Genomic DNA, 24,659 nt, shown 5'->3' on the forward strand with positions numbered 1-24,659 from the left:
GGGGCGAGGGCCTCTTGCACCCGCCCCGCTTTATCGCCAGACTGTCGCCTCCATTCGGGAGGGAATCATGGTCTTGCACTCCACGCGCTGGCTGGCGCTCAGTTACTTCACCTACTTTTTTAGCTACGGTATTTTTCTGCCCTTCTGGAGCGTCTGGCTGGCCGGTAACGGACTGACCCCGGAAACCATCGGCATCTTGCTCGGCGCCGGTCTGGTAGCCCGTTTTCTCGGTAGCCTGCTGATCGCCCCGCGGGTGAGCGACCCCTCCCGGCTGATCGCCGCGCTGCGCGTGCTGGCGCTGTTAACCTTGCTCTTCGCGCTGGCCTTCTGGGCCGGCAGCCACGTCGCATGGCTGCTGGCGATCATTGTGGGCTTCAACCTGTTCTTTTCGCCGCTGGTGCCGCTGACGGATGCCCTGGCCAATACCTGGCAAAAGCAAATCACCATGGACTATGGCCGGGTGCGGCTATGGGGCTCCATCGCCTTTGTGATTGGTTCGGCGCTGACCGGCAAGCTGGTGAGCCTGTTTGATTACCGGGCGATCCTGCTGATGCTCAGCCTGGGCGTCGCCTCGATGCTGCTCGGCATGCTGCTGAAACCGTCGGTGATGCCCGAGGGGGCGTCGCGCCAGCAGCAGGGGGCCGGACTGGCGGCCTGGCTGACGCTGGTGCGCCAGAGCTGGCGCTTTCTCGCCTGCGTTTGCCTGCTGCAGGGGGCGCACGCCGCCTACTACGGCTTTAGCGCCATTTACTGGCAGCAGGCAGGCTATTCGGCCTCGGCGGTGGGCTATTTGTGGTCGCTAGGCGTGGTGGCGGAAGTGGTGATCTTCGCGCTGAGTAAAAAGGTGTTCCGCCGCTTCAGCGCGCGGGATCTGCTGCTGCTCTCTGCCCTGTGCGGGCTGGTCCGCTGGACGCTGATGGGCTGGACCACGGCGCTGCCGGGGCTTATCCTCGCGCAGATCCTTCACTGCGGCACCTTTACGGTGTGTCATCTGGCGGCGATGCGCTATATCGCCGCCCGCCAGGGCAGCGAAGTGATCCGCCTGCAGGCCGTCTACTCCGCGGTGGCGATGGGCGGCAGTATTGCCATCATGACCGTCTTCGCCGGCTTCCTCTACCAGCACCTGCACCAGGGCGTGTTCTGGGTGATGGCGCTGCTGACCATCCCGGCGCTGGCTATCCGGCCAAAAACGGTGGCGGCCTAGTCTTCGAGCATCGCGCAGATATGCTGCTGCTGGCGTTCAGTGAAGCAGTTCTCCGCGTGGATCAGCGGCGGTGAAAACAGCGGCAGCGCCGTCGCATAGGGGGTGACGATAAGCGTCACCCCTTTGGGCGCCCCCTCTTTCTGAAAGCGCTCTACGCTCTGGTATTTGATGTTCAGCGGCAGCAGCGTCAGTTCGCGCAACTGCTGCTCCAGGGCCGCCTCCATATCCGGATTATCATCGGTCAGCAGCAGGACCTGCTTCTCATGCAGGTCGCTTTTCTGCATCAGCCAGGCGCCAAAGATCACCGCGATTAAGCCGGTCTCTTCCTCATTAAAACGGACGTGCCAGGCCTCCTCGAATTCGCTCAATGCCGCCTGGGTGGTGCGCAGTAAGCGAGGATAGAGCCGGCTCACTTCCTCTGTGAGCGTGTTATCGATGCCGATAGCAAACACGCTGCGGATCAACGCCTGCGACAAGTGAATATAAAGCTGATCGCTCAGCCCCTGCTCGTCACTGAACGACCTGCCGGCGAGCATCTGGAAGCGGTGGATCAGGCCGGAAATAGCCAGCCGCAGGCGTCGATCCTGCGGGTGACCATCGCGAAGCGGATCGGGGGTTTTGAGCATCATAAACAGCAGCGAGAGGAAAAAAGGCTCTCCGACATGCGGCGTCGCGCCGACCCGACGCTGCCAGTGGCGGACAATCTCCTGCGCCAGGGTGAATTCGGCGGCGGTCTGCGCCCAGCGTTGCTGTTCATCATTGAAGTCGGGTGAATATCCCCGGTGATGCTCAAGCAGACAGTACTGCAGGTACAGGCGCAGAAACTGAACGTCCCGGCAGTCGAACTGGCGATTGAGCGCTCGCGCGCAGCGGTTCACCAGCGCCTGCAGGTTAGTATCATCGTACAGGGTACGGGCGATGCCTTCCTGTTTAAGCTGCGTTTTCAGCGCCGGGATAAAATGATGGTTAACGAACTGCGGGCACAGGCGCAGGCCCCGCCGCAGCGCATGCAGCAGGCATAAACGTTGGTCGAGCGCGGCGCCTTCAATCCGATAGCTGCCGTCCACCTGTGACCGAAGGGTCAGGCGGTGGTAACGCTGAATTTCGCGTCCGGTCTCCTCAATATCCTGCCGGGCCGTGGTCTCATCAACGAGGTTGATTCTGCCAAGCCGTTCAGTCGTTACCGACTGTCCGGGCAGATAAAACATCAGGAGCACCTGGCTACGGCGCTGTGGACTGGAAAGCGCAGATGGTGGTTCAATGACGGTCATCATCTGGTAAGTTCCAGTTAGGGTTTCCGCTAAGAATAGACAATGACAGCGGCGGGGGCAGGGAAGTGCGCCCGCTTTAGCTCAGGATTGCTGGCGAAGTTCACAGAATTTTTCACGTGAGGAACAGATGAACAGAGTGAAACAATGCACCAGCGCGGCGTTTTTCATGGTTTTATCATGGACAGCCGCCGCGCATCCGCATAGCTTCATCAGTTTGCAGAGCGAGCCGGTGGTCAAAGAGGGCTTGCTTAGCGGGTTTAAAATGCGCTGGACGATGGATGAAATTACCTCATCGGATCTGCTCTACGACGCCGGAAACGCTAAACCAGGCAGCGAAGTATGGAAAAAACTGGCGGCGGAGGTGATGGCCAACGTGCTCGGCCAGCACTATTTCAGCGAGCTGTGGCACAACGGCCAGCGGGTGAAATTTGAAAATCGCCCCGACGGCTACGGTCTTGAGCGCGACGGCCTGCAGGCGGTACTGACCTTCACCCTGCCGCTGGCGACGCCGCAACCCGTTGCCGGACAGACATTTACCTTTTCCACTTTCGACCCGACCTACTATGTCGACATGTTTTATGACAAAGATAGCGATTTTTCCCTGCCCGCAGCGCTGCAGGCCGACTGTAAGGCAACGGTAATGACGCCAAAACCGAATGACAAAATGCTCTCATACGCCCAGTCGCTGGATAAAGCGGATGCGCCGCCGGAGGATATGGCGCTGGGCAGCTATTTTGCCCAGAAGGTGACCCTGACATGTCAGTAATTTTTACCCCGCGCACGCGCGCGTCGCGCTGGAAAGCGCTGTGGCCGTTGGCGCTACTGCTGGCCGTGAGCGTCACGGGCGGCTTCTGGCTGTGGCAGGCCTGGCCGCAGGTGCTGATGCAGAGCGCGGTCTGGCAGCGCGCGCTCAATCTGGAGCTCAGCCGCCTGCTGCAGGCGGTGGCGGAGAATCCGGCGGCGGCGGGGCTGTCGCTGCTTGGGTTCAGCTTCGTTTACGGGGTGCTCCATGCCTTAGGGCCCGGCCACGGCAAAATTGTCATTACCACCTGGCTTGCCACCCATCCTTCGAAGTTGAAATCGAGTATTAACCTGACGCTGGCCGCCTCTTTATTGCAGGGGCTGGTGGCTATCGCGCTGGTGGTAGTGGTGCTGACGCTGCTGCAGCTGCCGGCGCGCCAGCTGCATCTCAGTAGTTTCTGGCTGGAGAAGGGGAGCTATTTGCTGGTGGGCGCGTTAGGTCTGCTGCTCTGCTGGCGGGCGCTGAAAAAGCTGCGTCTGCTGCTGAGCCGGCCAACGTTTACCGCGTTTACCCCGCATCATGTTCATAACGAACACTGCGGCTGCGGGCATCAGCATCTCCCGGCCCCGGAGCAGCTGCAGGCCGGCGACGACTGGCGGGCTCGGTCCGTGATTGTCCTGTCGATGGGCATGCGTCCCTGCTCAGGGGCGATCATGGTCCTGCTGTTCAGCAAGGTGATCGGGGTGTTCAACTGGGGGATGGCGGCGGCGCTGGCGATGGCGGCAGGGACCTCATTGACTATCACGGCGTTGGCGCTGCTGGTGCACAGTTTTCGCCAGCTGGCGGTGAAGCTGGGTCGGCATCAGGCGCCGCCGCTGTGGCGTCAGGTGGGCTGGCTGACGCTGGCGCTGGCCGGCGGCGTGGCGCTGCTGGTGGCCGCTGTCGTGATGTGGAGTAGCGCGATCGCGCCAGGCGGCGGTTTGCGGCCGTTTTAGAACATAAAAAAAGGAAGCCGCGGCTTCCTTTTTACATCTGCAAGAGATTAACGCTTCAGCGCGTCGCTCAGCTGCTCGCGCATATTCGCCAGCATCGCTTTCACCACACGCGGGTTACCGGCAACGATGTTGCCCGTCAGCATATAGTTATGACCGCCGGTGAAGTCGCAAACGATAGCGCCTGCTTCACGGGCGATCAGCTCGCCTGCGGCGAAATCCCATGGTTTCAGGGCAATTTCAAAGTAACCGTCAACGCGGCCGGCGGCAACGTAGGCCAGATCCAGCGCGGCGGAGCCGGTGCGGCGGAAATCGGCGCATTCGGTGAACATGTTGCCGAGAATATTCATGTAAGTGGTGGCGTGCTGCTTCGCCTTGAACGGGAAACCGGTCGCGATGATGGTGCCGTCGAGGTCGCGAGCGTTGCTGCCGCGCAGACGGTAGCCGTTCAGCTGCGCGCCCTGGCCGCGGGTCGCGGTGAACAGTTCGTTACGCATCGGATCGTAAACCACCGCGACTTCAGTACGGCCTTTGATGCGTACGGCGATGGAAACAGAGAAGTGCGGCAGACGTTTAACGAAGTTGGTGGTGCCATCCAGTGGATCGATAACCCATTGAACATCCTGCTCTTCACCAGCGTGTTCACCGCTTTCTTCGGTGATAATGGTGTGCTGCGGGTAAGATTTGCGAATGGTTTCGATAATAATCGCTTCGGCGGCTTTATCGACGTTGGTCACAAAATCATTGCTGCCTTTCTGGCTGGTTTCTACGGTGTCTGGCGTTTCGTAGTGTTTGGCAATTAAATTACCCGCCTTGCGCGCGGCGCGCACGGCGATGTTCAGCATCGGATGCATCGGTCTCTCTCACTGGATGTTAAAGAACGGGAAAAAACGGCGCATATAATAACAGCGAATTCTGCTTATGTCTCCGTTTTATGGTAGCATGCCCGAATAATCTTTAGCCGAAGAACCATAATGCTGCAAAATATTCGAATCGTACTGGTAGAAACCTCCCACACCGGCAATATGGGCTCCGTTGCCCGCGCGATGAAAACCATGGGCTTAACCAACCTGTGGCTGGTCAATCCGCTGGTGAAACCTGATTCCCAGGCCATTGCGCTGGCCGCGGGCGCCAGCGACGTCATTGGCAACGCGCAGATCGTCGATACCCTTGATGAAGCGCTGGCGGGCTGTAGCCTGGTGGTTGGCACCAGCGCGCGCTCCCGCACGCTGCCGTGGCCGATGCTCGATCCCCGCGAATGCGGCCTGAAAAGCATCGCCGAAGGCCAGCATGCGCCGGTGGCGCTGGTGTTTGGCCGCGAGCGCGTTGGCCTGACCAACGACGAACTGCAGAAGTGTCACTACCATGTGGCCATCGCCGCCAACCCGGAGTACAGCTCGCTGAACCTGGCGATGGCGGTGCAGGTTATCGCCTACGAAGTGCGGATGGCCTGGCTGGCGGCGCAGGAGCAAGCGCAGCCGGCGGTTGAGCACGAAGAAGCGCCGTACCCGCTGGTGGATGACCTGGAGCGTTTCTACGGTCATCTTGAGCAGACGCTGCTGGCGACGGGCTTTATTCGCCCGAATCATCCGGGGCAGGTGATGAACAAACTGCGTCGTCTGTTCACTCGTGCGCGCCCGGAAAGCCAGGAGCTGAACATCCTGCGCGGCATGCTGGCCTCGATTGACCAGCAGAATAAAGGCAAGTAACCGCGTTGATGCCGGATGGTGCTGCGCTTATCCGGCATGCAAATCACGCGGGCCTTGCTATCTCCTGGTGGGTGAGAGCCGGGGTGAGGGCGCCCGGCAACGCGGAAGGAAAACGGCACGGAAAGCCAAATACCTGACTAAAACAGTCAAGTAAATAGTTGACCAAATTACTCGGGAATGTCAGACTTGGCCCTGCTATGCAATACCCATATTAATAAAAAGCCCGGCCAGGGGCGAGTTTGAGGTTAAGTAAGACATGAGACTGACATCTAAAGGGCGTTATGCCGTGACCGCGATGCTTGACGTTGCGCTCAACTCTGAAACGGGCCCGGTGCCGTTGGCAGATATTTCAGAGCGTCAGGGAATTTCGCTTTCCTATCTGGAACAGCTGTTCTCTCGCCTGCGTAAAAATGGCCTGGTTTCCAGCGTTCGTGGCCCAGGCGGCGGTTATCTGTTAGGTAAAGATGCCGGCAGTATCGCCGTCGGCGAAGTCATTAGCGCCGTGGACGAATCCGTTGACGCCACCCGTTGCCAGGGCAAGGGCGGCTGTCAGGGCGGCGATAAATGCCTGACTCACGCGCTGTGGCGCGATCTGAGCGAACGCCTGACCGGCTTCCTGAACAATATCACCCTCGGGGAACTGGTGAATAACCAGGAGATCCTCGATGTTTCCGGTCGTCAGCATCAGCACGAAACCCAGCGCAATGCGCGCACCCAGGACGCGATCGACGTTAAACTGCGCGCCTGAGTGACCCGTCCCGTTTCGGGCTGCGGCTGACAGGGCGAGGCAGCGCGAAACGGCGGGACAACGATTATAAAGAGCTTTCAGAATCAGGCCGGGATGCTCCGACATTCCGTGTACTCGGTCGTACATCAAGCCGGTTGCCTGATTCCTTGCATTGAGTGATGTACGGAGTTTAAGAGCAATGAAATTACCGATTTACCTCGATTACTCCGCAACCACGCCGGTGGACCCGCGTGTTGCCGAGAAAATGATGCAGTTCCTGACCATGGACGGGACCTTTGGTAACCCGGCCTCCCGTTCCCACCGTTTTGGCTGGCAGGCTGAAGAGGCGGTTGATATCGCCCGCAATCAGATTGCCGAGCTGGTCGGTGCCGACCCGCGCGAAATCGTCTTTACCTCTGGTGCGACTGAATCCGACAACCTGGCGATCAAGGGTGCAGCCAACTTTTATCAGAAAAAAGGCAAGCACATCATCACCAGCAAAACCGAGCATAAAGCGGTTCTGGATACCTGCCGTCAGCTGGAGCGCGAAGGCTTCGAAGTGACCTACCTGGCGCCGCAGAGCAATGGGATTATCGATCTGAAAGAGCTGGAAGCGGCGATGCGTGACGACACCATCCTGGTTTCCATCATGCATGTGAATAACGAAATCGGCGTGGTGCAGGATATCGCTACCATCGGCGAGATGTGTCGCGCCCGCGGTATCATTTACCACGTAGACGCCACCCAGAGCGTGGGCAAGCTGCCTATCGATCTGAGCCAGCTGAAAGTTGACCTGATGTCCTTCTCCGGTCACAAAATCTACGGTCCGAAAGGCATCGGCGCGCTGTACGTGCGTCGTAAGCCGCGTATTCGTATCGAAGCGCAAATCCACGGCGGCGGCCACGAGCGCGGTATGCGTTCCGGTACTCTGCCTGTTCACCAGATCGTCGGCATGGGTGAAGCTTACCGTATCGCCAAAGAAGAGATGGAAAGCGAGATGGCGCGTCTGCGCACGCTGCGCAACCGTCTGTGGAACGGCGTGAAGGATATGGAAGAAGTGTACCTCAACGGCGACCTCGAGCAGGGCGCGCCGAACATCCTAAACGTCAGCTTCAACTATGTTGAAGGCGAGTCGCTGATTATGGCGCTGAAAGACCTGGCGGTTTCCTCCGGTTCAGCCTGTACTTCCGCGAGCCTTGAGCCATCCTACGTGCTGCGCGCGTTAGGCATGACTGATGAACTGGCGCACAGTTCTATTCGTTTCTCTTTAGGTCGTTTCACTACCGAAGAAGAGATTGACTACGCCATCAACCTGATTCGTAAATCCATTGGCCGTCTGCGCGAGCTTTCTCCACTGTGGGAAATGTTCAAACAGGGCGTGGATCTGAACAGTATTGAATGGTCACATCACTAATTCGGCACCAATAAGGAGAATTCATCATGGCTTATAGCGAAAAAGTTATCGATCATTACGAGAACCCGCGCAACGTCGGCTCTTTTGACAACAGCGACGAGAACGTCGGCAGCGGCATGGTCGGCGCGCCGGCCTGCGGCGACGTGATGAAGTTGCAGATTAAAGTCAACAATGAAGGTATCATTGAAGACGCGCGCTTCAAGACCTACGGCTGCGGTTCCGCTATCGCTTCCAGCTCTCTGGTCACCGAGTGGGTGAAGGGTAAATCCCTGGACGAAGCGCAGGCGATCAAGAACACCGATATCGCCGATGAACTGGAGCTGCCGCCGGTGAAAATTCACTGCTCTATTCTGGCGGAAGACGCGATTAAAGCCGCGATTGCGGATTACAAAAGCAAACGTGAAGCAAAATAATTAGTTGAGGTTTTGTTATGTCGATTACTCTTAGCGACAGTGCAGCAGCGCGAGTCAATGCCTTCCTGGCAAACCGCGGAAAAGGGTTTGGCCTGCGCCTGGGCGTGAGAACCTCCGGCTGCTCAGGTATGGCCTATGTACTGGAGTTTGTTGACGAGCCGGCGGCTGAAGACACCGTGTTTGAAGACAAAGGCGTGAAGGTCGTGATCGACGGCAAAAGTCTGCAATTCCTCGACGGCACGCAGCTGGACTTCGTCAAAGAAGGCCTTAACGAAGGGTTCAAGTTCACTAACCCTAACGTCAAAGATGAGTGCGGCTGCGGCGAAAGCTTTAACGTATAATCGGTACTCCCCAACCCCACCGCGGTCACGCCGCGCGTGGGGTTTTCGTTTAGATGCATGACCCTGAGGTTACTATGGACTATTTCACCCTCTTCGGGTTACCAGCCAGCTATACCCTCTCGCTTGAACAACTGGCTGTCCGGTATCAGGATCTGCAGCGCCAGTACCATCCGGATAAATTTGCCAGCGCGCCCGCTGCGGAACAGCTTGCGGCGGTTCAGTATTCCGCCACCATTAACCAGGCCTGGCAGACGCTGCGCCATCCCCTGACCCGCGCAGAATACCTCCTCTCGCTGCATGGCTTCGATCTGGCCAGCGAGCAGCATACCGTTCGCGATACCGCGTTCCTGATGGAACAGCTGGAACTGCGCGAAGAGCTGGATGAGATCGGCCAGGCGAAAGACGAAGCGCGGCTGGAAGGCTTTATCAAACGAGTGAAAGCGCTGTTTGATACCCGCCATCAGCTGATGGTTGACCAATTGCATAATGAGAGCTGGGAGGCGGCGGCGGACACGGTTCGTAAGCTCCGTTTCCTCGATAAACTGCGCAGCAGTGCTGAAGAACTCGAAGAAAAACTGCTCGATTTTTAATTTTCGGAAGCAATTATGGCCTTATTACAAATTAGTGAGCCCGGCCTGAGCGCCGCGCCGCACCAGCGTCGTCTGGCTGCCGGTATCGACCTGGGCACCACCAATTCTCTGGTGGCTACCGTGCGTAGCGGCCAGGCCGAGACTCTGCCCGATCATCAAGGCCGCTATCTGCTGCCGTCGGTGGTGAATTACCACGCATCGGGGCTGACCGTCGGCTATGACGCCCGGCTGAACGCCGCCCAGGATCCCGCCAATACCATCAGCTCCGTGAAACGGATGATGGGGCGCTCCCTCGCCGATATCCAACACCGCTATCCGCATCTGCCGTATCAGCTGCAGGCCAGTGAAAACGGCCTGCCGATGATCCAGACCGCCGGCGGCCTGCTGAACCCGATTCGCGTCTCCGCCGATATCCTGAAAGCGCTGGCCGCCCGGGCCACTGAAGCGCTGGCCGGCGAGCTCGACGGCGTGGTCATCACCGTCCCCGCTTACTTTGATGACGCCCAGCGTCAGGGGACCAAAGACGCGGCGCGCCTGGCGGGTCTGCACGTGCTGCGCCTGCTTAATGAACCGACCGCGGCGGCTATCGCCTATGGCCTTGATTCCGGCCAGGAAGGGGTGATTGCGGTCTACGATCTCGGCGGCGGCACCTTTGATATTTCTATTCTGCGCTTAAGCCGCGGGGTGTTTGAAGTGCTGGCCACCGGCGGCGACTCGGCCCTCGGCGGCGATGATTTCGATCATCTGCTGGCGGACTACCTGCGCGAGCAGGCGGGCTTCAGCGACCGTAGCGACAACCGCCTGCAGCGTGAGCTGCTGGATGCCGCCATCGCGGCGAAAATCGCCCTTAGCGATGCCGAGGTGGCGCACGTTGAGGTCGGCGGCTGGCAGGGCGATATCACTCGCAGCCAGTTTAACGATCTGATCGCCCCGCTGGTAAAACGCACGTTAATGGCCTGCCGCCGGGCGCTGAAAGACGCTGGCGTTGAGGCGCAAGAGGTGCTGGAAGTGGTGATGGTCGGCGGTTCCACCCGCGTGCCGCTGGTGCGCGAGCGCGTCGGCGACTTCTTCGGTCGCACCCCGCTGACCTCCATCGACCCTGACAAAGTCGTCGCCATTGGCGCGGCGATCCAGGCCGATATTCTGGTCGGCAACAAGCCGGACAGCGAACTGTTGCTGCTCGACGTTATCCCGCTGTCGTTAGGGCTGGAAACCATGGGCGGCCTGGTGGAGAAAGTGATCCCGCGTAATACCACCATTCCGGTGGCCCGCGCCCAGGAGTTCACCACCTTCAAAGATGGCCAAACGGCGATGTCCATTCATGTGATGCAGGGCGAGCGTGAGCTGGTGCAGGATTGCCGCTCCCTGGCGCGCTTTGCGCTGCGCGGTATCCCGGCGCTGCCGGCGGGCGGGGCGCATATTCGCGTCACCTTCCAGGTGGACGCCGATGGCCTGCTGAGCGTCACGGCGATGGAAAAGTCGACCGGCGTGGAAGCCTCTATTCAGGTGAAACCGTCTTACGGTCTGACCGATGGCGAAATCGCCACCATGATTAAAGATTCGATGAGCTACGCCGAACAGGATATTCAGGCGCGCATGCTGGCTGAACAGAAAGTGGAAGCCGCACGCGTCCTGGAGAGCCTGACAAGCGCGCTGGCCGCCGACGCCGCGCTGTTAAGCGCCGCGGAGCGTCAGGCTATCGATGCCGCTGCGGAGCAGGTACGCGCCGCCGCGGCAGGCGACGACGCCGACGCCATTAAAGAAGCGATTAAAAATATCGACACACAAACCCAGGAATTCGCCGCCCGCCGTATGGATCAGTCGGTCCGTATCGCGCTGAAAGGCCAATCCGTGGACGAGGTTTAAAATGCCAAAAATTGTATTTCTGCCCCACCAGGACCTGTGTCCGGATGGCATCGTTGTGGAAGCTGAGACCGGTGAAACTATTCTGGATGCGGCGCTGCGTAGCGGCATCGAGATTGAACACGCCTGCGAAAAATCCTGTGCCTGCACCACCTGCCACTGCATCGTGCGTGAAGGCTTTGACTCGCTGGCGGAAAGTACCGAAGATGAAGACGATATGCTGGATAAAGCCTGGGGACTGGAGCCTGACAGCCGCCTGAGCTGCCAGGCGCGCGTCACTGACGAAGATCTGGTCGTTGAGATCCCGCGTTACACCATCAACCACGCACGCGAGCACTAATATGGCACTGAAATGGACCGACAGTCGTGAAATCGGCGAAGCGCTGTATGACGCTTACCCTGACCTCGACCCAAAAACCGTTCGCTTTACCGACATGCATCAGTGGATTTGCGATCTGGAAGAATTTGATGATGACCCGAACGCATCCAATGAAAAAATTCTCGAGGCGATTCTGTTAGTCTGGTTAGACGAAGCCGAATAATTTTCGCATCATGATTTATGCGGCGGTATAAAGTCGGATGAATCATTGAGCGAGAGAACGTTACGGGCTGCCATACGGTGGCCCGTTTGCTAAGAAGGATAATGATAATGACCGAAGCCATGAAGATTACGCTTTCCACTCAGCCAGCCGATGCGCGCTGGGGAGAAAAGGCGTCTTACAGCATTAATCATGACGGCATCGCCCTGCATCTCAACGGCAAAGACGACCTGGGCTTGATTCAGCGCGCGGCGCGTAAAATTGACGGCATGGGGATCAAGCATGTCGCGTTAAGCGGCGAAGGCTGGAACACCGACCGCGCGTGGGCGTTCTGGGCGGGTTATAAAGGCCCGAAAGGCACTCGTAAAGTTGAATGGCCGACGCTGGACGATGCGCAGAAAAGCGAGCTGGATAACCGTCTGACCATTATTGACTGGGTGCGCGATACCATCAATGCGCCGGCGGAAGAGCTGGGCCCGGAACAGCTGGCGCAGCGCGCCGTCGACCTGCTGTGCAGCGTGGCGGGCGAGAAGATGAGCTATCGCATCACCAAAGGCGAAGATCTGCGTGAGCAGGGCTATCTCGGCCTGCACACCGTGGGCCGCGGCTCCGAGCGTCCGCCGGTTTTGCTGGCGCTGGACTATAACCCGACCGGCGATAAAGAAGCCCCGGTATACGCCTGTCTGGTAGGTAAAGGCATCACCTTTGATTCCGGCGGCTACAGCATCAAACAGAGCGCCTTTATGGATTCAATGAAATCCGATATGGGCGGCGCGGCGACTATCACCGGCGCCCTGGCCTTCGCTATTACCCGCGGGCTGAACAAGCGCGTGAAGCTCTATCTGTGCTGCGCCGACAACCTGATCAGCGGTAACGCTTTCAAACTGGGCGATATTATTCATTATCGCAACGGCAAAACCGTCGAAGTCATGAACACCGACGCCGAAGGTCGTCTGGTGCTGGCGGATGGCCTGATTGACGCTTCGGCGCAGAAGCCGGAGCTGATCATCGATGCCGCCACCCTGACCGGCGCGGCGAAAACCGCGCTCGGCAACGACTACCACGCGCTGTTCAGCTTTGACGATGCGCTGGCGAATCGCCTGCTGGCGAGCGCCCAGGCGGAAAATGAAGCGTTCTGGCGTCTGCCGCTGGCCGAATTCCACCGTCATCAGCTGCCGTCTAATTTCGCGGAACTGAACAATACCGGCAGCGCCGCCTATCCGGCCGGCGCCAGCACCGCGGCGGGCTTCCTGTCCCACTTCGTGGAAAACTACCACCAGGGCTGGCTGCATATCGACTGTTCGGCAACCTACCGCAAATCTGCCGTTGAGCAGTGGTCGGCGGGCGCGACGGGGCTTGGCGTACGTACTATCGCCAATCTGCTGACGGCTGAGTAATGGCCTTGCCGGGTGGCGCCACGCCTACCCGGCCTGGAAAATCCGCAGGCCCGTGCGGACGTAGCGCCGCCGGGCGATTTTTAAAGTAGCCAAACTATGTCCGAAACCAAAAACGAATTAGAAACCCTGCTGGAAAAAGCGGCTACCGAACCCGCTCATCGTCCGGCATTTTTCAGCGCGCTGCTTGAGGCCACCGTCTGGGTACCAGGCCGTGCAGCCGATGGCGAGCAGATTGTCGAAGATAGCGCGCTGGATCTGCAGCACTGGGAAAAAGATGACGGCACGTCGGTCATTCCGTTCTTCACTTCACTTGAGGCCCTGCAGCAGGCGGTGGAAGACGAACAGGCTTTCGTGATGATGCCGGCCCGCACGCTGATGGCGATGACTCTCGGCGAATCGCTGTTCCTCAACCCGAAGCTGCCGAACGGTAAAGCGTTCACCCCGCGCGAAATCAGCCATCTGCTCGGGGAAGAGGGCAGCCCGCTCAGCACCCAGACGGTGCTGGAAGGGGGCGAAGCGCTGCTGCTGTCTGAAGTCGCCGAGCCGCCGGCGCAGATGGTGGATTCGCTGATCACGCTGTTCAAAACGCTGAAAACCGTCAAGAGGGTGTTCCTGTGCTCGATCAAAGAGCACGCCGACGCGCCCGCTAATCTGCTGATCGGCATTGAAGCGGAAGGGGATATCGAGTCCATCATTCAGACCACCGGCAGCGTGGCCACCGATACCCTGCCCGGCGATGAGCCGATCGATATTTGCCAGGTGGTGGAAGGCGAGAAGGGCATCAGCCACTTTATGATTGCCCATATCACGCCGTTCTATGAAAAGCGCTGGGGCAGCTTCCTGCGCGATTTCAAACAAAACCGTATTATCTGACAGCGGGGGCGGCTGCCCCCGGTTTCAGTATGCTTACAGCTCGATGCAAAAGCGGGGTTGCAAAGGTTAATGCAGGGCGGCAACGATCCGCGGATAGGCTGACACCATGTTATAGAGCAGAAATCCCGTCACGCACAGCGTGACGACGCCGTTGAAGAGCGCCATATCCCCGCGCCAGGCCCGGCACCTTTCCTCTCCCAGCAGATAGCGTAGCGCTGCTACCAGCCCGGCGAGCAGCACCATCAGAAAACCCAGCAGCGCCTGATGACCATAGGTGATCAGCGGGACGTCTGCCAAAGTGACGTCGAGAAAGCGGGTATAAACGGAAACGGGCGCAGGAACCAGGCTTAACCATGTCCGGTTCCATTGCGGCCAAAAATAGAGGATTGCGCCGCCGACCAGCAGGCCAGCGATGCCTCCCAGCCAGGGAAGGCGCGGGGAATAAGCAGAATGTGGGTTGGAGACTAATGCCATTTTCACTCCTTGTGGTGCCATCAGGTTATAGATTAAACGCTCAATCCTGGCGCTGGCCCCGACGGCGCGCGTTAATCGCGCTATCGGTGGGAGATGGTGAATTAGTCAGGACAACCTTCGAGCCTGGCGTAAAGATCCTCATGAATATATTCCAGCTCCAGCAAGGCGCCATCGCGTGACTCGTTGAGGGCTTGTTGATGCTGCCATTCGTCGTGGCTCTCCTTTCCACCGGTAAAAATCCCCTGCAAATATTCAATCAGCGACGATTCTGCCAGCCAAAGCTCATTCTCTTTACCCTCGAAGCGGACGACAGGATATTCACCCTGTTCATCACGCTCGGTGACGTAGATAAATACCTGCTGATCCCCGGGATGGCAGAGGCGAATCAGGGCAGGAAGACGCGGATCGTCATTCCAGACGGGCATTAGCTCTTCAAAATCCAGCCCGATCATATCAAGGCCATTCATATAATAAGCCTCTTCATCCAGTGAGTCGGAAAGCAGGACGCCATGTTCATCAATGGCGTTCAGAACTGATTCCAGCACCCGTTGACCGTAGGGGCTTGTCAGCTGGCAATCGTAGGCCAGCAGCGCTTTCAGACTCTCCGGAAGCGCCACGGTTTCGCTATTTTGCGGATCACGGTATTTCCGGACGCGCAGGCGATCCACTTCGTCTACGGGCATCGGTTTCGGGGTGGGATTGCGGTTGTGCTTGTGTACGACATCCATGAGATCCGCTAATGAAAAAGCCATCATTCAATTTCCTTATATAGTGGGCGGCAGTAAAGCCAACACGGCAGGCGCAAGCCCTGCGGCAGCACAGAGTAGCTGGTTTAGCGACTGGCAGGAGAATGAGGCGGAGAAAATCAGAAATTATTTAGTGGCCGCGGGACGGGACGTCCGCGGCCATGCGGCGTTTACTGAGCGGCAGGAGCCGGTTCAATCGGCAGATCGCTGCGCGCTCCCCATTCGCTCCATGAGCCGTCGTACAGGCAGACGCCGTTCACGCCAAGCGTGGTGAGCGCCAGCACGACCACCGCCGCCGTCACGCCGGACCCACAGCTGGCGATAATGGGCCGATCAAAATCGACGCCCTGACGCAAAAAGATGTCGTTCAGCTCGTCGACGGTCTTCAGCTCGCCGTTAATCACCAGCTCCGTCCACGGGACGTTCAGCGCGCCGGGGATATGCCCGCGCCGCAGGCCGGGGCGCGGTTCGTCAGCCTGGCCGTTAAACCGGGCCGCCGGACGCGCATCGACAATCTGCGCTGATCCTTCATGGCTGACCAGCAGCACGTCGGTCAGGCGCTTAATTTGCTGAGGATCAAACCGCACGTCGAATTCTCCTTCGGCCACCTCCGGCACCCCTTGTTCCAGCGGCAGCTCGTCGCGACGCCAGCCCTCCAGCCCACCGGCCAGAATCGACACTTTCTCCACGCCAAAGGCGCGCAGCATCCACCAGGCGCGCGGGGCGGAAAACAGATTGCCTTCGTCATAGACGACCAGGTGCTTATCGCTGCAGACGCCCAGTTCGCGCATGGCCACGGCAAACGCCTCGGCGCGCGGCATCATATGCGGCAGCGGGCTGGTGTGATCGGACAGCGCCTCGATATCGAAAAACAGCGCGTTCGGCACGTGGCCGGCGCGGTACTCCGCGGCCATATCGCGCAGGGCCTCCTGCCCGGCGGGCGCCATGCGGGCGTCGATAATCTGGATCTCCGGGTCATCAATATGTTCCGCCAGCCAGTCGGCGGCGACAAAAAACGAGGTGGACATAGGTGCCTCCGTTTTACTATTCATGACTGAATTGTCGGCGTTTTATCGGGTGCTGACAAGTTAAGGACGCCAGAGTGGGGACGACGTCACGGCACTTTTCTGATTAATCGGCAGAAACCCGCGTCATCACTGTTGAGAAGCGCCGCCTTAACGCATAATAAAAAGTGATAATTTGCATCAGGCCCACCGGCCGAGGGGTTAGAAGGATGAAACCATTTCGTTTAGCGGCGCTGTCACTGGCGCTCCTTACCGCATTTTCATTAACCGGGTGTGATGACAGCGGTACACCGCAGGCTACGGCCCCGACGCCGGCCGCCGATAGCGGCCCTGGCGCGGCGGCAAAACCGGACAGCGCCCAGCTGGCGGCGCTGGCGGAAAAAAGCCAGGGCAAAGCGCTGACGCTGCTCGACGCCTCGGAGGTCCAGCTGGATGGCGCCGCGACCCTGGTGCTGACCTTTTCCGTACCGCTGCAGCCGGACCAGGATTTCTCCCGCAGCGTGCACCTGGTGGATAAGAAGAGCGGTAAGGTAGATGGCGCGTGGGAGCTGGCGCCGAACCTGAAAGAGCTGCGTCTGCGTCACCTTGAGCCAAAGCGCGAGCTGATTGTCTCGGTCGACCCGACGCTGACCGCCCTGAACAAGGCGACGCTCGATAAACCGTTCGAGAAGATCCTGACTACCCGCGATATCGCGCCAAGCGTCGGATTTGCCAGCCGCGGCTCGCTGCTGCCGGGCAACGTGATCGCCGGGCTGCCGGTGATGGCGCTGAACGTCGATAACGTCGACGTGAACTTCTTCCGCATTAAGCCGGAATCGCTCTCGGCCTTCGTCAGCCAGTGGGAATACCGCAATTCATTAAGCAACTGGGAATCCGACGAGCTGCTGAAGATGGCCGATCTGGTATACAGCGGCCGCTTTGACCTCAATCCGGCGCGCAATACCCGCGAAAAGCTGCTGCTGCCGCTGAGCGACATCAAGCCGCTCCAGCAGCCTGGCGTCTACGTGGCGGTCATGAACCCGGCGGGTCATTATAGCTACAGCAACGCGGCGACGCTGTTTACCCTTAGCGACATCGGCGTGTCGGCGCATCGCTACCACAACCGGCTGGACGTCTTTACCCAGAGCCTGGAAAACGGCGCCGCCCAGTCTGGTATCGATGTCCAGCTGCTCAACGCCAAAGGGCAGACCCTGGCGCAGGCGAAAAGCGATAGCCAGGGCCACGTCACCCTGCAAACCGATAAAGAAGCCGCGCTGCTGCTGGCGCGCAAAGAGGGACAGACCACGCTGCTCGACCTCAAACTGCCGGCGCTGGATCTGGCGGAGTTCTCCATTGCCGGCGCGCCAGGCTTCAGCAAACAGTTCTTTATGTTTGGCCCACGGGATCTCTATCGTCCGGGCGAAACGGTGATCCTCAATGCGCTGCTGCGCGATAGCGATGGCAAGCCGCTGGCGGAACAGCCGGTGAAGCTGGAGGTGGTCCAGCCGGACGGCCAGGTGATCCGCTCGGTGATGAGCAAACCGGTTAACGGCCTGTACCAGTTTACTTATCCGCTCGACAGCGGCGCGGCCACCGGCATGTGGCACATTCGCGCCAGCACCGGCGACAACCAGCCCCGCGAGTGGGATTTCCACGTCGAAGACTTTATGCCGGAACGCATGGCGCTGAAGCTGACGCCGCAGGCGGCGCCTGTCGCGCCGAATGCCGATGTCGCCTTTGATGTCAGCGGCGCTTATCTCTACGGCGCGCCGGCCAGCGGCAACACGCTGCAGGGCAAACTGTTCCTGCGCCCGCTTCGCGACGCCGTCGCCGCGCTGCCGGGCTTTGAGTTCGGCGATATCGCAGAAGAAAATCTCTCCCGCAGCCTTGATGAAGTCCAGCTGACGCTGGATGAAAAAGGTCATGGCGAAGTGACCACCTCCAGCCAGTGGCAGGATAGCCATTCGCCGCTGCAGGTGGTGTTGCAGGCGAGCCTGCTGGAGTCCGGTGGGCGTCCGGTCACCCGTACGGTTAAGCAGCCGATCTGGCCTGCCGAGGCGCTGCCGGGGATCCGCCCGCAATTTACCCTGAAGGACGTTTACGACTACCGCACCGACACCACGGTGAAGCAGCCGGTGGTGGATGAAAACAGCAACGCCGCGTTCGATATCGTCTATGCCGACGCCAAAGGCGAGAAAAAAGCCGTTTCCGGCCTGCAGGTACGGCTGATCCGCGAGCGCCGGGATTATTACTGGAACTGGTCCGATAGCGAAGGCTGGCAGTCGCAGTTCGATCAAAAAGATCTGCAGGAGGGCGAGGAGTCGCTGGATCTGCAGGCCGGCCAGATCGGTAAAGTGAGCTTTCCGGTAGAGTGGGGCTCCTATCGCCTGGAGGTGAAAGGACCGGACGATGTCGTCAGCAGCGTGCGCTTCTGGGCGGGCTACAGCTGGCAGGATAACAGCGAAGGCACCGGCGCAGCGCGCCCGGACCGGGTCACCATGAAGCTGGATAAACCGAGCTATAAGCCGGGCGACACCATCAGGCTGCACATCGCCGCCCCGGCGGCGGGTAAAGGCTACGCGATGGTGGAATCCAGCGAAGGGCCGCTGTGGTGGCAGGAGATTGACGTACCCGCCGAGGGGATGGACCTGTCGATCCCGGTGGATAACGCCTGGAATCGCCACGACCTCTACCTCAGCACGCTGGTGGTTCGCCCCGGCGATAAATCCCGCTCGGCGACGCCGAAACGCGCGGTGGGCCTGCTGCATCTGCCGCTGGGCGATGAAAACCGTCGCCTGACGCTGGCGCTGGAGGCCCCGGATAAAATGCGCCCCAACCAGCCGCTGACGGTGAAAGTGAAAGCCAGCGTCAAAGAGGGAGAGGCGCCGAAGCAGGTTAACGTTCTGCTCTCGGCTGTCGATAGCGGGGTGCTGAATATTACCGATTACGCCACCCCGGATCCGTGGAACGCCTTCTTCGGCCAGAAACGTTATGGGGCGGATATTTATGATATTTACGGCCAGGTGATTGAAGGGCAGGGGCGTGTGGCCAGTCTGCGCTTCGGCGGCGATGGCGACGAGTTAAAACGTGGCGGTAAACCGCCGGTTAACCATGTGACCATCATCGCCCAGCAGGCGCAGCCGGTGGTGCTGAACGATCAGGGCGAAGGGACGGTGACGCTGCCGATCGGTGATTTTAACGGCGAGCTGCGGGTGATGGCTCAGGCCTGGACGGCGGATGACTTCGGCAGCAGCGAAGATAAAGTGGTGGTGGCCGCCCCGGTCATCGCCGAGCTGAATACCCCGCGCTTCCTCGCCAGCGGCGACACCACCCGTCTGGCGCTGGATCTCAGTAACCTGACCGATAAACCGCAAACTCTGCAGGTACACCTTGCCGCCAGCGGACTGGTGACCTTGACCGAGGGTCAACTGCCGTCGGTGCAGCTGGCGCCGGGGGCGCGCAGCACGCTGTTTGTGCCGGTGAGCGCGCTGCCGGGCTTTGGCGATGGCCAGGTGAGCGCCACTATCAGCGGCCTGAGCCTGCCGGGGGAAACCTTCGCCCCGCTGCAGAAGCAGTGGAAAATCGGCGTTCGTCCGGCGTTCCCGGCGCAGACCGTCAACAGCGGCGCCGTGCTGCAGCCCGGCGAAAGCTGGCAGGCGCCAGCGGCGCAATCGGCAGGTTTCGCCCCGCAGACGCTGCAGGGCCAGCTGCTGCTCAGCGGCAAGCCGCCGCTGAATCTCGCGCGCTATATCCGCGACCTGAAAGCCTATCCTTACGGCTGCCTTGAGCAGACCGCCAGCGGCCTGTTCCCGTCCCTGTATACCAGCGCGGCGCAGCTAAAAGCGCTGGGCATCAGCGGGGACAGCGACGAAAAACGTCGCGCGGCAATCGATGTCGGGATCTCGCGCCTGCTGCAGATGCAACTGGAAAACGGCGGCTTTGCGCTATGGGATAAAGAGGGGCCGGAAGAGTACTGGCTGACCGCTTACGCCATGGATTTCCTTGTTCGCGCGGGCGAGCAGGGCTATAGCGTACCGGTCAACGCCATTAATAAAGGTAACGAACGCCTGCTGCGCTATCTTCAGGAGCCGGGGCTGATGACCGTGCGCTACAGCGACGACGCCCAGGCCAGCCGCTTTGCCGCTCAGGCCTATGCCGCGCTGGTGCTGGCGCGTCAGCAAAAAGCCCCGCTCGGCGCATTGCGTGAAATCTGGAGCCGTCACGACCAGGCGCGATCCGGCCTGCCGCTGCTGCAGCTCGGCATTGCGCTGAAAACCATGGGCGATGCGCCGCGCGGCGATGAGGCCATGAAGCTGGCGGTTGCCACGCCGCGCCATGATGAGAATCGCTGGCTGGGCGATTACGGCAGCTCGCTTCGCGATGACGCGCTGAAGCTGGCGCTGCTGGAAGAGAACAAGCTGCTGCCGGAGGCGCAAAACACGCTGTTGAGCACGCTGTCGGAAGAGGCCTACGGCCAGCGCTGGCTGTCGACCCAGGAAACCAACGCTCTGTTCCTTGCCGGGCGCACGCTGGCCGACCTGCCGGGCGACTGGCAGGCGCAAACCTCGCTGCAGGCTGAGCCGCTGGCCGGCGATAAAGCGCAAACCCGTAACCTCGACGGCGATCGGCTGGCGACGTTGCAGGTGAGCAACACCGGCAGTCAACCGCTGTGGCTGCGTCTGGACAGCAGCGGCTATCCGCAAAGCGCGCCGCAGCCGGGCGGCAACGTCCTGGGAATTGAACGCGCCGTTTTCGATACCCAGGGGCGGCAGAAGTCGCTGTCGTCGCTGCGCAGCGGCGAACTGGTGCTGGTCAAGCTGGAGGTGACCGCCAGACGCAACGTGCCTGACGCGCTGGTGGTTGACCTGCTGCCGGCGGGACTCGAGCTGGAAAACCAGAATCTGGCCAACAGCAGCGCCAGCCTGCAGGAGAATGGCGAAGCGGTGCAAAACCTTCTTAACCAGATGCAGCAGGCCGATATTCAGCATATCGAGTTCCGCGACGACCGCTTCGTCGCCGCTGTCGCGGTCAATGAAGGTCAGCCGGTGACGCTGGTCTACCTGGCGCGGGCGGTCACGCCGGGCACCTACCAGGTCCCGCAGCCGCAGGTGGAATCGATGTATGTGCCGCAGTGGCGGGCGACCGGGACCGCCAGCGGTCCGCTCACCGTGACGCCGTAAATGCGCGTAGTGCATCGGGTAAAACGCCGCTGGCGCTGGCTGGCTGCGTTTATTTTTCTGCTGTGGCTGGCGGTTCTGATCGCCGATCGCCTGTGGCCGCTGCCGCTGCATGACGTCACGCCTGCCCGGGTGGTCGTGGCGGAGGACGGGACCCCCCTGTGGCGGTTTGCCGACGCGCAGGGCGTCTGGCGTTATCCGGTGACTCTCGCCGACGTGTCGCCGCGCTATCTGCAGGCGCTTATTCAGTATGAGGACCGCTGGTTCTGGCGCCATCCGGGGGTCAATCCCTTCGCTGTAGTGCGCGCCGCCTGGCAGGATCTCACCTCCGGGCGGGTCATTTCCGGCGGAAGTACCCTCACCATGCAGGTGGCGCGCCTGCTCGATCCCCACCCCCGCACTTTCGGCGGCAAGCTGCGCCAGCTGTGGCGGGCGCTGCAGCTGGAGTGGCATCTGTCAAAGAGCGAAATCCTGACCCTGTATCTGAACCGTGCGCCCTTTGGCGGCACCCTGCAGGGGATCGGCGCGGCCAGTTGGGCTTATCTCGGCAAGCCGCCCGCGCAGCTCAGCTACGGCGAGGCGGCGCTGCTGGCGGTGCTGCCCCAGGCGCCCAGCCGTTTACGTCCGGACCGCTGGCCGCAGCGGGCCCAGGCGGCGCGGGATAAAGTCCTTGCGCGCATGATCAGCCAGGGCGTCTGGCCGAGACTGGCGGTAAAGGAGGCGATGGAGGAGCCGGTGTGGCTGTTTCCGCGGCAGATGCCGCAGCTGGCGCCGCTCTTCGCCCGCCGGGCGCTGGCGACCAGTCGTGAGGAGAAAGTGGTGACGACCCTCGATGCCGGACTGCAGCGGCAGCTCGAGGATCTGGCGCTGAACTGGAAGTCGCGCCTGCCGCCGCGCAGTTCGCTGGCGATGGTTGTCGTCGACCACACGGATATGAAAGTCCGCGGCTGGGTGGGGTCGGCGGATATTACGGACGACAGTCGCTTTGGCCACATTGATATGGCGTCGGCGGTCCGTTCGCCTGGGTCGGTGCTGAAACCCTTTATTTATGCGCTGGCGATGGATGAAGGGCTGATCCATCCAGCGTCGTTATTGCAGGATGTGCCGCGGCGCTTTAGCGATTATCGCCCCGGTAACTTTGACAGCGGCTTTCACGGCCCGGTGAGCGCCAGCGACGCGCTGGTGCGCTCCCTGAATCTGCCGGCGGTCCAGGTGCTCGAAGCCTACGGGCCCAAACGTTTCGCGGCGAATTTGCGCAATGCCGGGTTGCCCCTGATGCTGCCCGCCGGCGCCGAGCCGAATCTGTCGTTGATCCTCGGCGGCGCCGGGGCGAGGCTGGAAGATATCGTCGCGGCGTACAGCGCCTTTGCCCGCCACGGGAAGGCGGCGCGGCTGCGCATGACGCCCGGAGACCCGCTGGTGGAAAGGGCGCTGATATCCCCGGGGGCGGCGTGGATCGTCCGGCGCATCCTGGCCGGCGAAGCGCAGCCGGTTCCCGATGCCTCACTCCCGCAAGTGGTGCCGCTGGCCTGGAAGACCGGCACCAGCTACGGGTATCGCGATGCGTGGGCGGTGGGCCTCAATGCGCGTTATCTGATTGGCATCTGGACCGGGCGTCCGGACGGTACGCCGGTGGTGGGGCAGTTTGGCTTCGCCAGCGCGGTGCCGTTGCTCAATCAGGTCAATAATCTGCTGCTCGCCCGCCCGGCGATGAGCCGCGGCGGCCTGCCGATCGATCCGCGACCGGCAACGGTTAGCCGCGGGACGCTCTGCTGGCCCGGCGGCCAGGCGCTGCCGGCGGGCGACAGCAACTGCCGTCGTCGCCTGGCCAGCTGGCTGCTGGAAGATAGCCAGCCGCCGACCCTGTTGTTGCCGGGGCAGGAGGGCGTGCGCGGGATCCGCTTCCCGGTGTGGCGCAATGAACACGGCGAACGGGTGGCGGCGGATTGTCCCGGGGCGCGCGAAAGTGTGGTGGAGGTCTGGCCGCTGCCGCTGGATCCCTGGCTACCGCCGGGGGAACGTCGCTCCGCGCGTCTGGGGCCGGCATCGAAGGCATGCCCGCCGTTGCAAACTCAGGATGCCGCGCCGCTGGTGCTCTCCGGGGTCCGCGAGGGGGCGGTGATTAAACGTCTGCCGGGGGAGGCGCGGGTGATGTTGCCCCTGCAAACCAGCGGTGGTGAAGGGCGGCGCTGGTGGTTTATCAACGGCCAGCCGATAGATGCCGCCGGCGCGAGAACCACGCTAACTCTGGATAAGCCCGGCGAGTGGCAGCTGGTGGTGATGGATGAGGCAGGACAAACGGCGGCCGCGCGTTTTACCCTGCAATAACCAGGGTAAATTTGTTGTTGGCGGTTTGTGTTTTCAATACTCATCTTATTTTAACAAAATGTTACCTTCAGCCGTAGGCAGGGGCGGGGATGCTCATTATAATGCGCGCCAGGCCATACGATCGTATGCGCAACAACAGAACATTTAATTAGAGGTAATCATGGCTATTGAACGTACTTTTTCCATCATCAAACCAAACGCGGTGGCAAAAAACGTTATTGGCAGCATCTTTTCCCGCTTTGAAGCTGCAGGGTTCAAAATCGTCGGCACCAAAATGCTGCACCTGACCGTAGAGCAGGCTCGTGGTTTCTATGCTGAGCACGAAGGTCGCCCGTTCTTCGACGGTCTGGTTGAGTTCATGACCTCCGGCCCGATCGTGGTTTCCGTCCTGGAAGGCGAAAACGCCGTTCAGCGTCACCGTGACCTGCTGGGCGCCACCAACCCGGCAAACGCCCTGGCGGGTACCCTGCGCGCTGACTACGCTGACAGCTTCACCGAGAACGGCACCCACGGTTCCGACTCTGTAGAATCCGCTGCACGCGAAATCGCGTTCTTCTTTGCTGAAGGCGAGGTTTGCCCGCGCACTCGCTAATCTCCTGCGTCTTTCACGCCACAGCATTGTTGGCTTCCTTCGCGCACCCCGGTCACATAGTTATCTATGCTCCCGGGGATTAGCGAACTCGCCGCCTCGCTGTGGCCTGAAATACTTTGGAGATACGAACCTCGTCTTTTCGACCGTCGCGGCGTTGGCTACGCGCGTTCACCCCGGTCACATAGTTATCTATGCTCCCGGGGATTAATGAGAGGCTCCTGCCTCTCACCGGAGGCCAGCCTACGGCTGGTCAAATTCGTTCC

General features: G+C 60.5%; 22 protein-coding genes. 17 read left to right on the plus strand and 5 right to left on the minus strand.

The annotated features are described in order from the left end of the window. Nucleotides 1-67: 67 nt before the first annotated feature. The gene (locus ABLV52_RS18135; protein WP_048336304.1) at nt 68-1,204 is read left to right on the plus strand and encodes a 3-phenylpropionate MFS transporter; all 1,137 of its coding nucleotides are present in this window, start codon (nt 68-70) and stop codon (nt 1,202-1,204) included. Here ABLV52_RS18135 and csiE read toward each other — a convergent pair. Further along, the gene (gene csiE / locus ABLV52_RS18140; protein ID WP_348890719.1) at nt 1,201-2,478 is read right to left on the minus strand and encodes a stationary phase inducible protein CsiE; all 1,278 of its coding nucleotides are present in this window, start codon (nt 2,476-2,478) and stop codon (nt 1,201-1,203) included. The genes ABLV52_RS18135 and csiE overlap by 4 nt on opposite strands. 124 nt (nt 2,479-2,602) lie before the next feature. Here csiE and ABLV52_RS18145 point away from each other — a divergent pair, with 124 nt between their 5' ends. Next, complete coding sequence (locus ABLV52_RS18145) at nt 2,603-3,241, plus strand: DUF1007 family protein (RefSeq protein WP_032453725.1); 639 nt, start codon at nt 2,603-2,605, stop codon at nt 3,239-3,241. Continuing rightward, on the plus strand, nt 3,232-4,212 hold the full coding sequence (locus tag ABLV52_RS18150; RefSeq protein ID WP_348890720.1) for a nickel/cobalt transporter: 981 nt from the start codon (nt 3,232-3,234) through the stop codon (nt 4,210-4,212). Before ABLV52_RS18145 ends, ABLV52_RS18150 begins: the two co-directional genes overlap by 10 nt. Before the next feature lie 47 nt (nt 4,213-4,259). On the opposite strand, the gene suhB is transcribed toward ABLV52_RS18150, so the two are convergent. Continuing rightward, complete coding sequence (gene suhB, locus ABLV52_RS18155; RefSeq protein ID WP_002913995.1) at nt 4,260-5,063, minus strand: inositol-1-monophosphatase; 804 nt, start codon at nt 5,061-5,063, stop codon at nt 4,260-4,262. A gap of 120 nt (nt 5,064-5,183) precedes the next feature. Here suhB and trmJ point away from each other — a divergent pair, with 120 nt between their 5' ends. The 11 genes from trmJ (at nt 5,184) to sseB (ending at nt 14,075) form a co-directional block, all read left to right on the plus strand. Then, entirely contained in the window at nt 5,184-5,918 is a 735-nt protein-coding gene (gene trmJ / locus ABLV52_RS18160; RefSeq protein WP_023290645.1) for a tRNA (cytosine(32)/uridine(32)-2'-O)-methyltransferase TrmJ, read from the plus strand. 256 nt (nt 5,919-6,174) lie between these two features. Continuing rightward, on the plus strand, nt 6,175-6,666 hold the full coding sequence (iscR, locus tag ABLV52_RS18165; RefSeq protein ID WP_002913993.1) for a Fe-S cluster assembly transcriptional regulator IscR: 492 nt from the start codon (nt 6,175-6,177) through the stop codon (nt 6,664-6,666). Between the two features lie 178 nt (nt 6,667-6,844). Beyond that, entirely contained in the window at nt 6,845-8,059 is a 1,215-nt protein-coding gene (gene iscS, locus ABLV52_RS18170) for a cysteine desulfurase (protein ID WP_017900428.1), read from the plus strand. Between the two features lie 26 nt (nt 8,060-8,085). Further along, nucleotides 8,086-8,472 (plus strand): Fe-S cluster assembly scaffold IscU, encoded by a 387-nt coding sequence (gene iscU / locus ABLV52_RS18175; protein ID WP_002913991.1) that lies wholly within the window; start codon nt 8,086-8,088, stop codon nt 8,470-8,472. A gap of 17 nt (nt 8,473-8,489) precedes the next feature. Beyond that, on the plus strand, nt 8,490-8,813 hold the full coding sequence (gene iscA, locus ABLV52_RS18180) for an iron-sulfur cluster assembly protein IscA (protein WP_002913979.1): 324 nt from the start codon (nt 8,490-8,492) through the stop codon (nt 8,811-8,813). A gap of 74 nt (nt 8,814-8,887) precedes the next feature. Then, the gene (gene hscB, locus ABLV52_RS18185; protein WP_023290644.1) at nt 8,888-9,403 is read left to right on the plus strand and encodes a co-chaperone HscB; all 516 of its coding nucleotides are present in this window, start codon (nt 8,888-8,890) and stop codon (nt 9,401-9,403) included. A 15-nt stretch (nt 9,404-9,418) separates the two neighbouring features. Further along, nucleotides 9,419-11,269 carry a Fe-S protein assembly chaperone HscA gene (gene hscA, locus ABLV52_RS18190; protein WP_023290643.1) on the plus strand — a complete coding sequence of 617 codons (1,851 nt, stop codon included), beginning with the start codon at nt 9,419-9,421 and terminating at the stop codon, nt 11,267-11,269. A 1-nt stretch (nt 11,270) separates the two neighbouring features. After that, the gene (gene fdx, locus ABLV52_RS18195) at nt 11,271-11,606 is read left to right on the plus strand and encodes an ISC system 2Fe-2S type ferredoxin (RefSeq protein ID WP_004201872.1); all 336 of its coding nucleotides are present in this window, start codon (nt 11,271-11,273) and stop codon (nt 11,604-11,606) included. Nucleotide 11,607: 1 nt separating this feature from the next. Further along, the gene (gene iscX / locus ABLV52_RS18200; RefSeq protein ID WP_002913954.1) at nt 11,608-11,808 is read left to right on the plus strand and encodes a Fe-S cluster assembly protein IscX; all 201 of its coding nucleotides are present in this window, start codon (nt 11,608-11,610) and stop codon (nt 11,806-11,808) included. Nucleotides 11,809-11,915: 107 nt separating this feature from the next. Then, a complete protein-coding gene (gene pepB, locus ABLV52_RS18205) occupies nt 11,916-13,202 on the plus strand; it encodes an aminopeptidase PepB (RefSeq protein ID WP_023290642.1) in 1,287 nt (428 codons plus the stop codon). A 96-nt stretch (nt 13,203-13,298) separates the two neighbouring features. Beyond that, nucleotides 13,299-14,075 (plus strand): enhanced serine sensitivity protein SseB, encoded by a 777-nt coding sequence (gene sseB, locus ABLV52_RS18210; protein WP_348890722.1) that lies wholly within the window; start codon nt 13,299-13,301, stop codon nt 14,073-14,075. Between the two features lie 66 nt (nt 14,076-14,141). Here sseB and ABLV52_RS18215 read toward each other — a convergent pair whose 3' ends face one another. From ABLV52_RS18215 to sseA, 3 genes are all read right to left on the minus strand, one after another. Further along, nucleotides 14,142-14,549 carry a hypothetical protein gene (locus ABLV52_RS18215; protein ID WP_348890723.1) on the minus strand — a complete coding sequence of 136 codons (408 nt, stop codon included), beginning with the start codon at nt 14,547-14,549 and terminating at the stop codon, nt 14,142-14,144. A 101-nt stretch (nt 14,550-14,650) separates the two neighbouring features. Continuing rightward, a complete protein-coding gene (locus tag ABLV52_RS18220; RefSeq protein WP_023290639.1) occupies nt 14,651-15,301 on the minus strand; it encodes a DUF5066 family protein in 651 nt (216 codons plus the stop codon). Between the two features lie 164 nt (nt 15,302-15,465). Next, nucleotides 15,466-16,323 carry a 3-mercaptopyruvate sulfurtransferase gene (gene sseA, locus ABLV52_RS18225; protein ID WP_023290638.1) on the minus strand — a complete coding sequence of 286 codons (858 nt, stop codon included), beginning with the start codon at nt 16,321-16,323 and terminating at the stop codon, nt 15,466-15,468. A gap of 206 nt (nt 16,324-16,529) precedes the next feature. Between sseA and ABLV52_RS18230 the strand changes: the two genes are divergently transcribed. From ABLV52_RS18230 to ndk, 3 genes are all read left to right on the plus strand, one after another. Beyond that, nucleotides 16,530-21,479 (plus strand): alpha-2-macroglobulin, encoded by a 4,950-nt coding sequence (locus ABLV52_RS18230; RefSeq protein WP_348890724.1) that lies wholly within the window; start codon nt 16,530-16,532, stop codon nt 21,477-21,479. Continuing rightward, nucleotides 21,480-23,804 carry a peptidoglycan glycosyltransferase PbpC gene (pbpC, locus tag ABLV52_RS18235; protein ID WP_348890725.1) on the plus strand — a complete coding sequence of 775 codons (2,325 nt, stop codon included), beginning with the start codon at nt 21,480-21,482 and terminating at the stop codon, nt 23,802-23,804. Between the two features lie 160 nt (nt 23,805-23,964). Then, nucleotides 23,965-24,396 (plus strand): nucleoside-diphosphate kinase, encoded by a 432-nt coding sequence (ndk, locus tag ABLV52_RS18240; RefSeq protein WP_004144312.1) that lies wholly within the window; start codon nt 23,965-23,967, stop codon nt 24,394-24,396. The last annotated feature ends 263 nt before the right edge of the window (nt 24,397-24,659 follow it).

This window comes from Klebsiella sp. GB_Kp056, assembly GCF_040064755.1.
Lineage (GTDB): Bacteria > Pseudomonadota > Gammaproteobacteria > Enterobacterales > Enterobacteriaceae > Klebsiella > Klebsiella quasipneumoniae.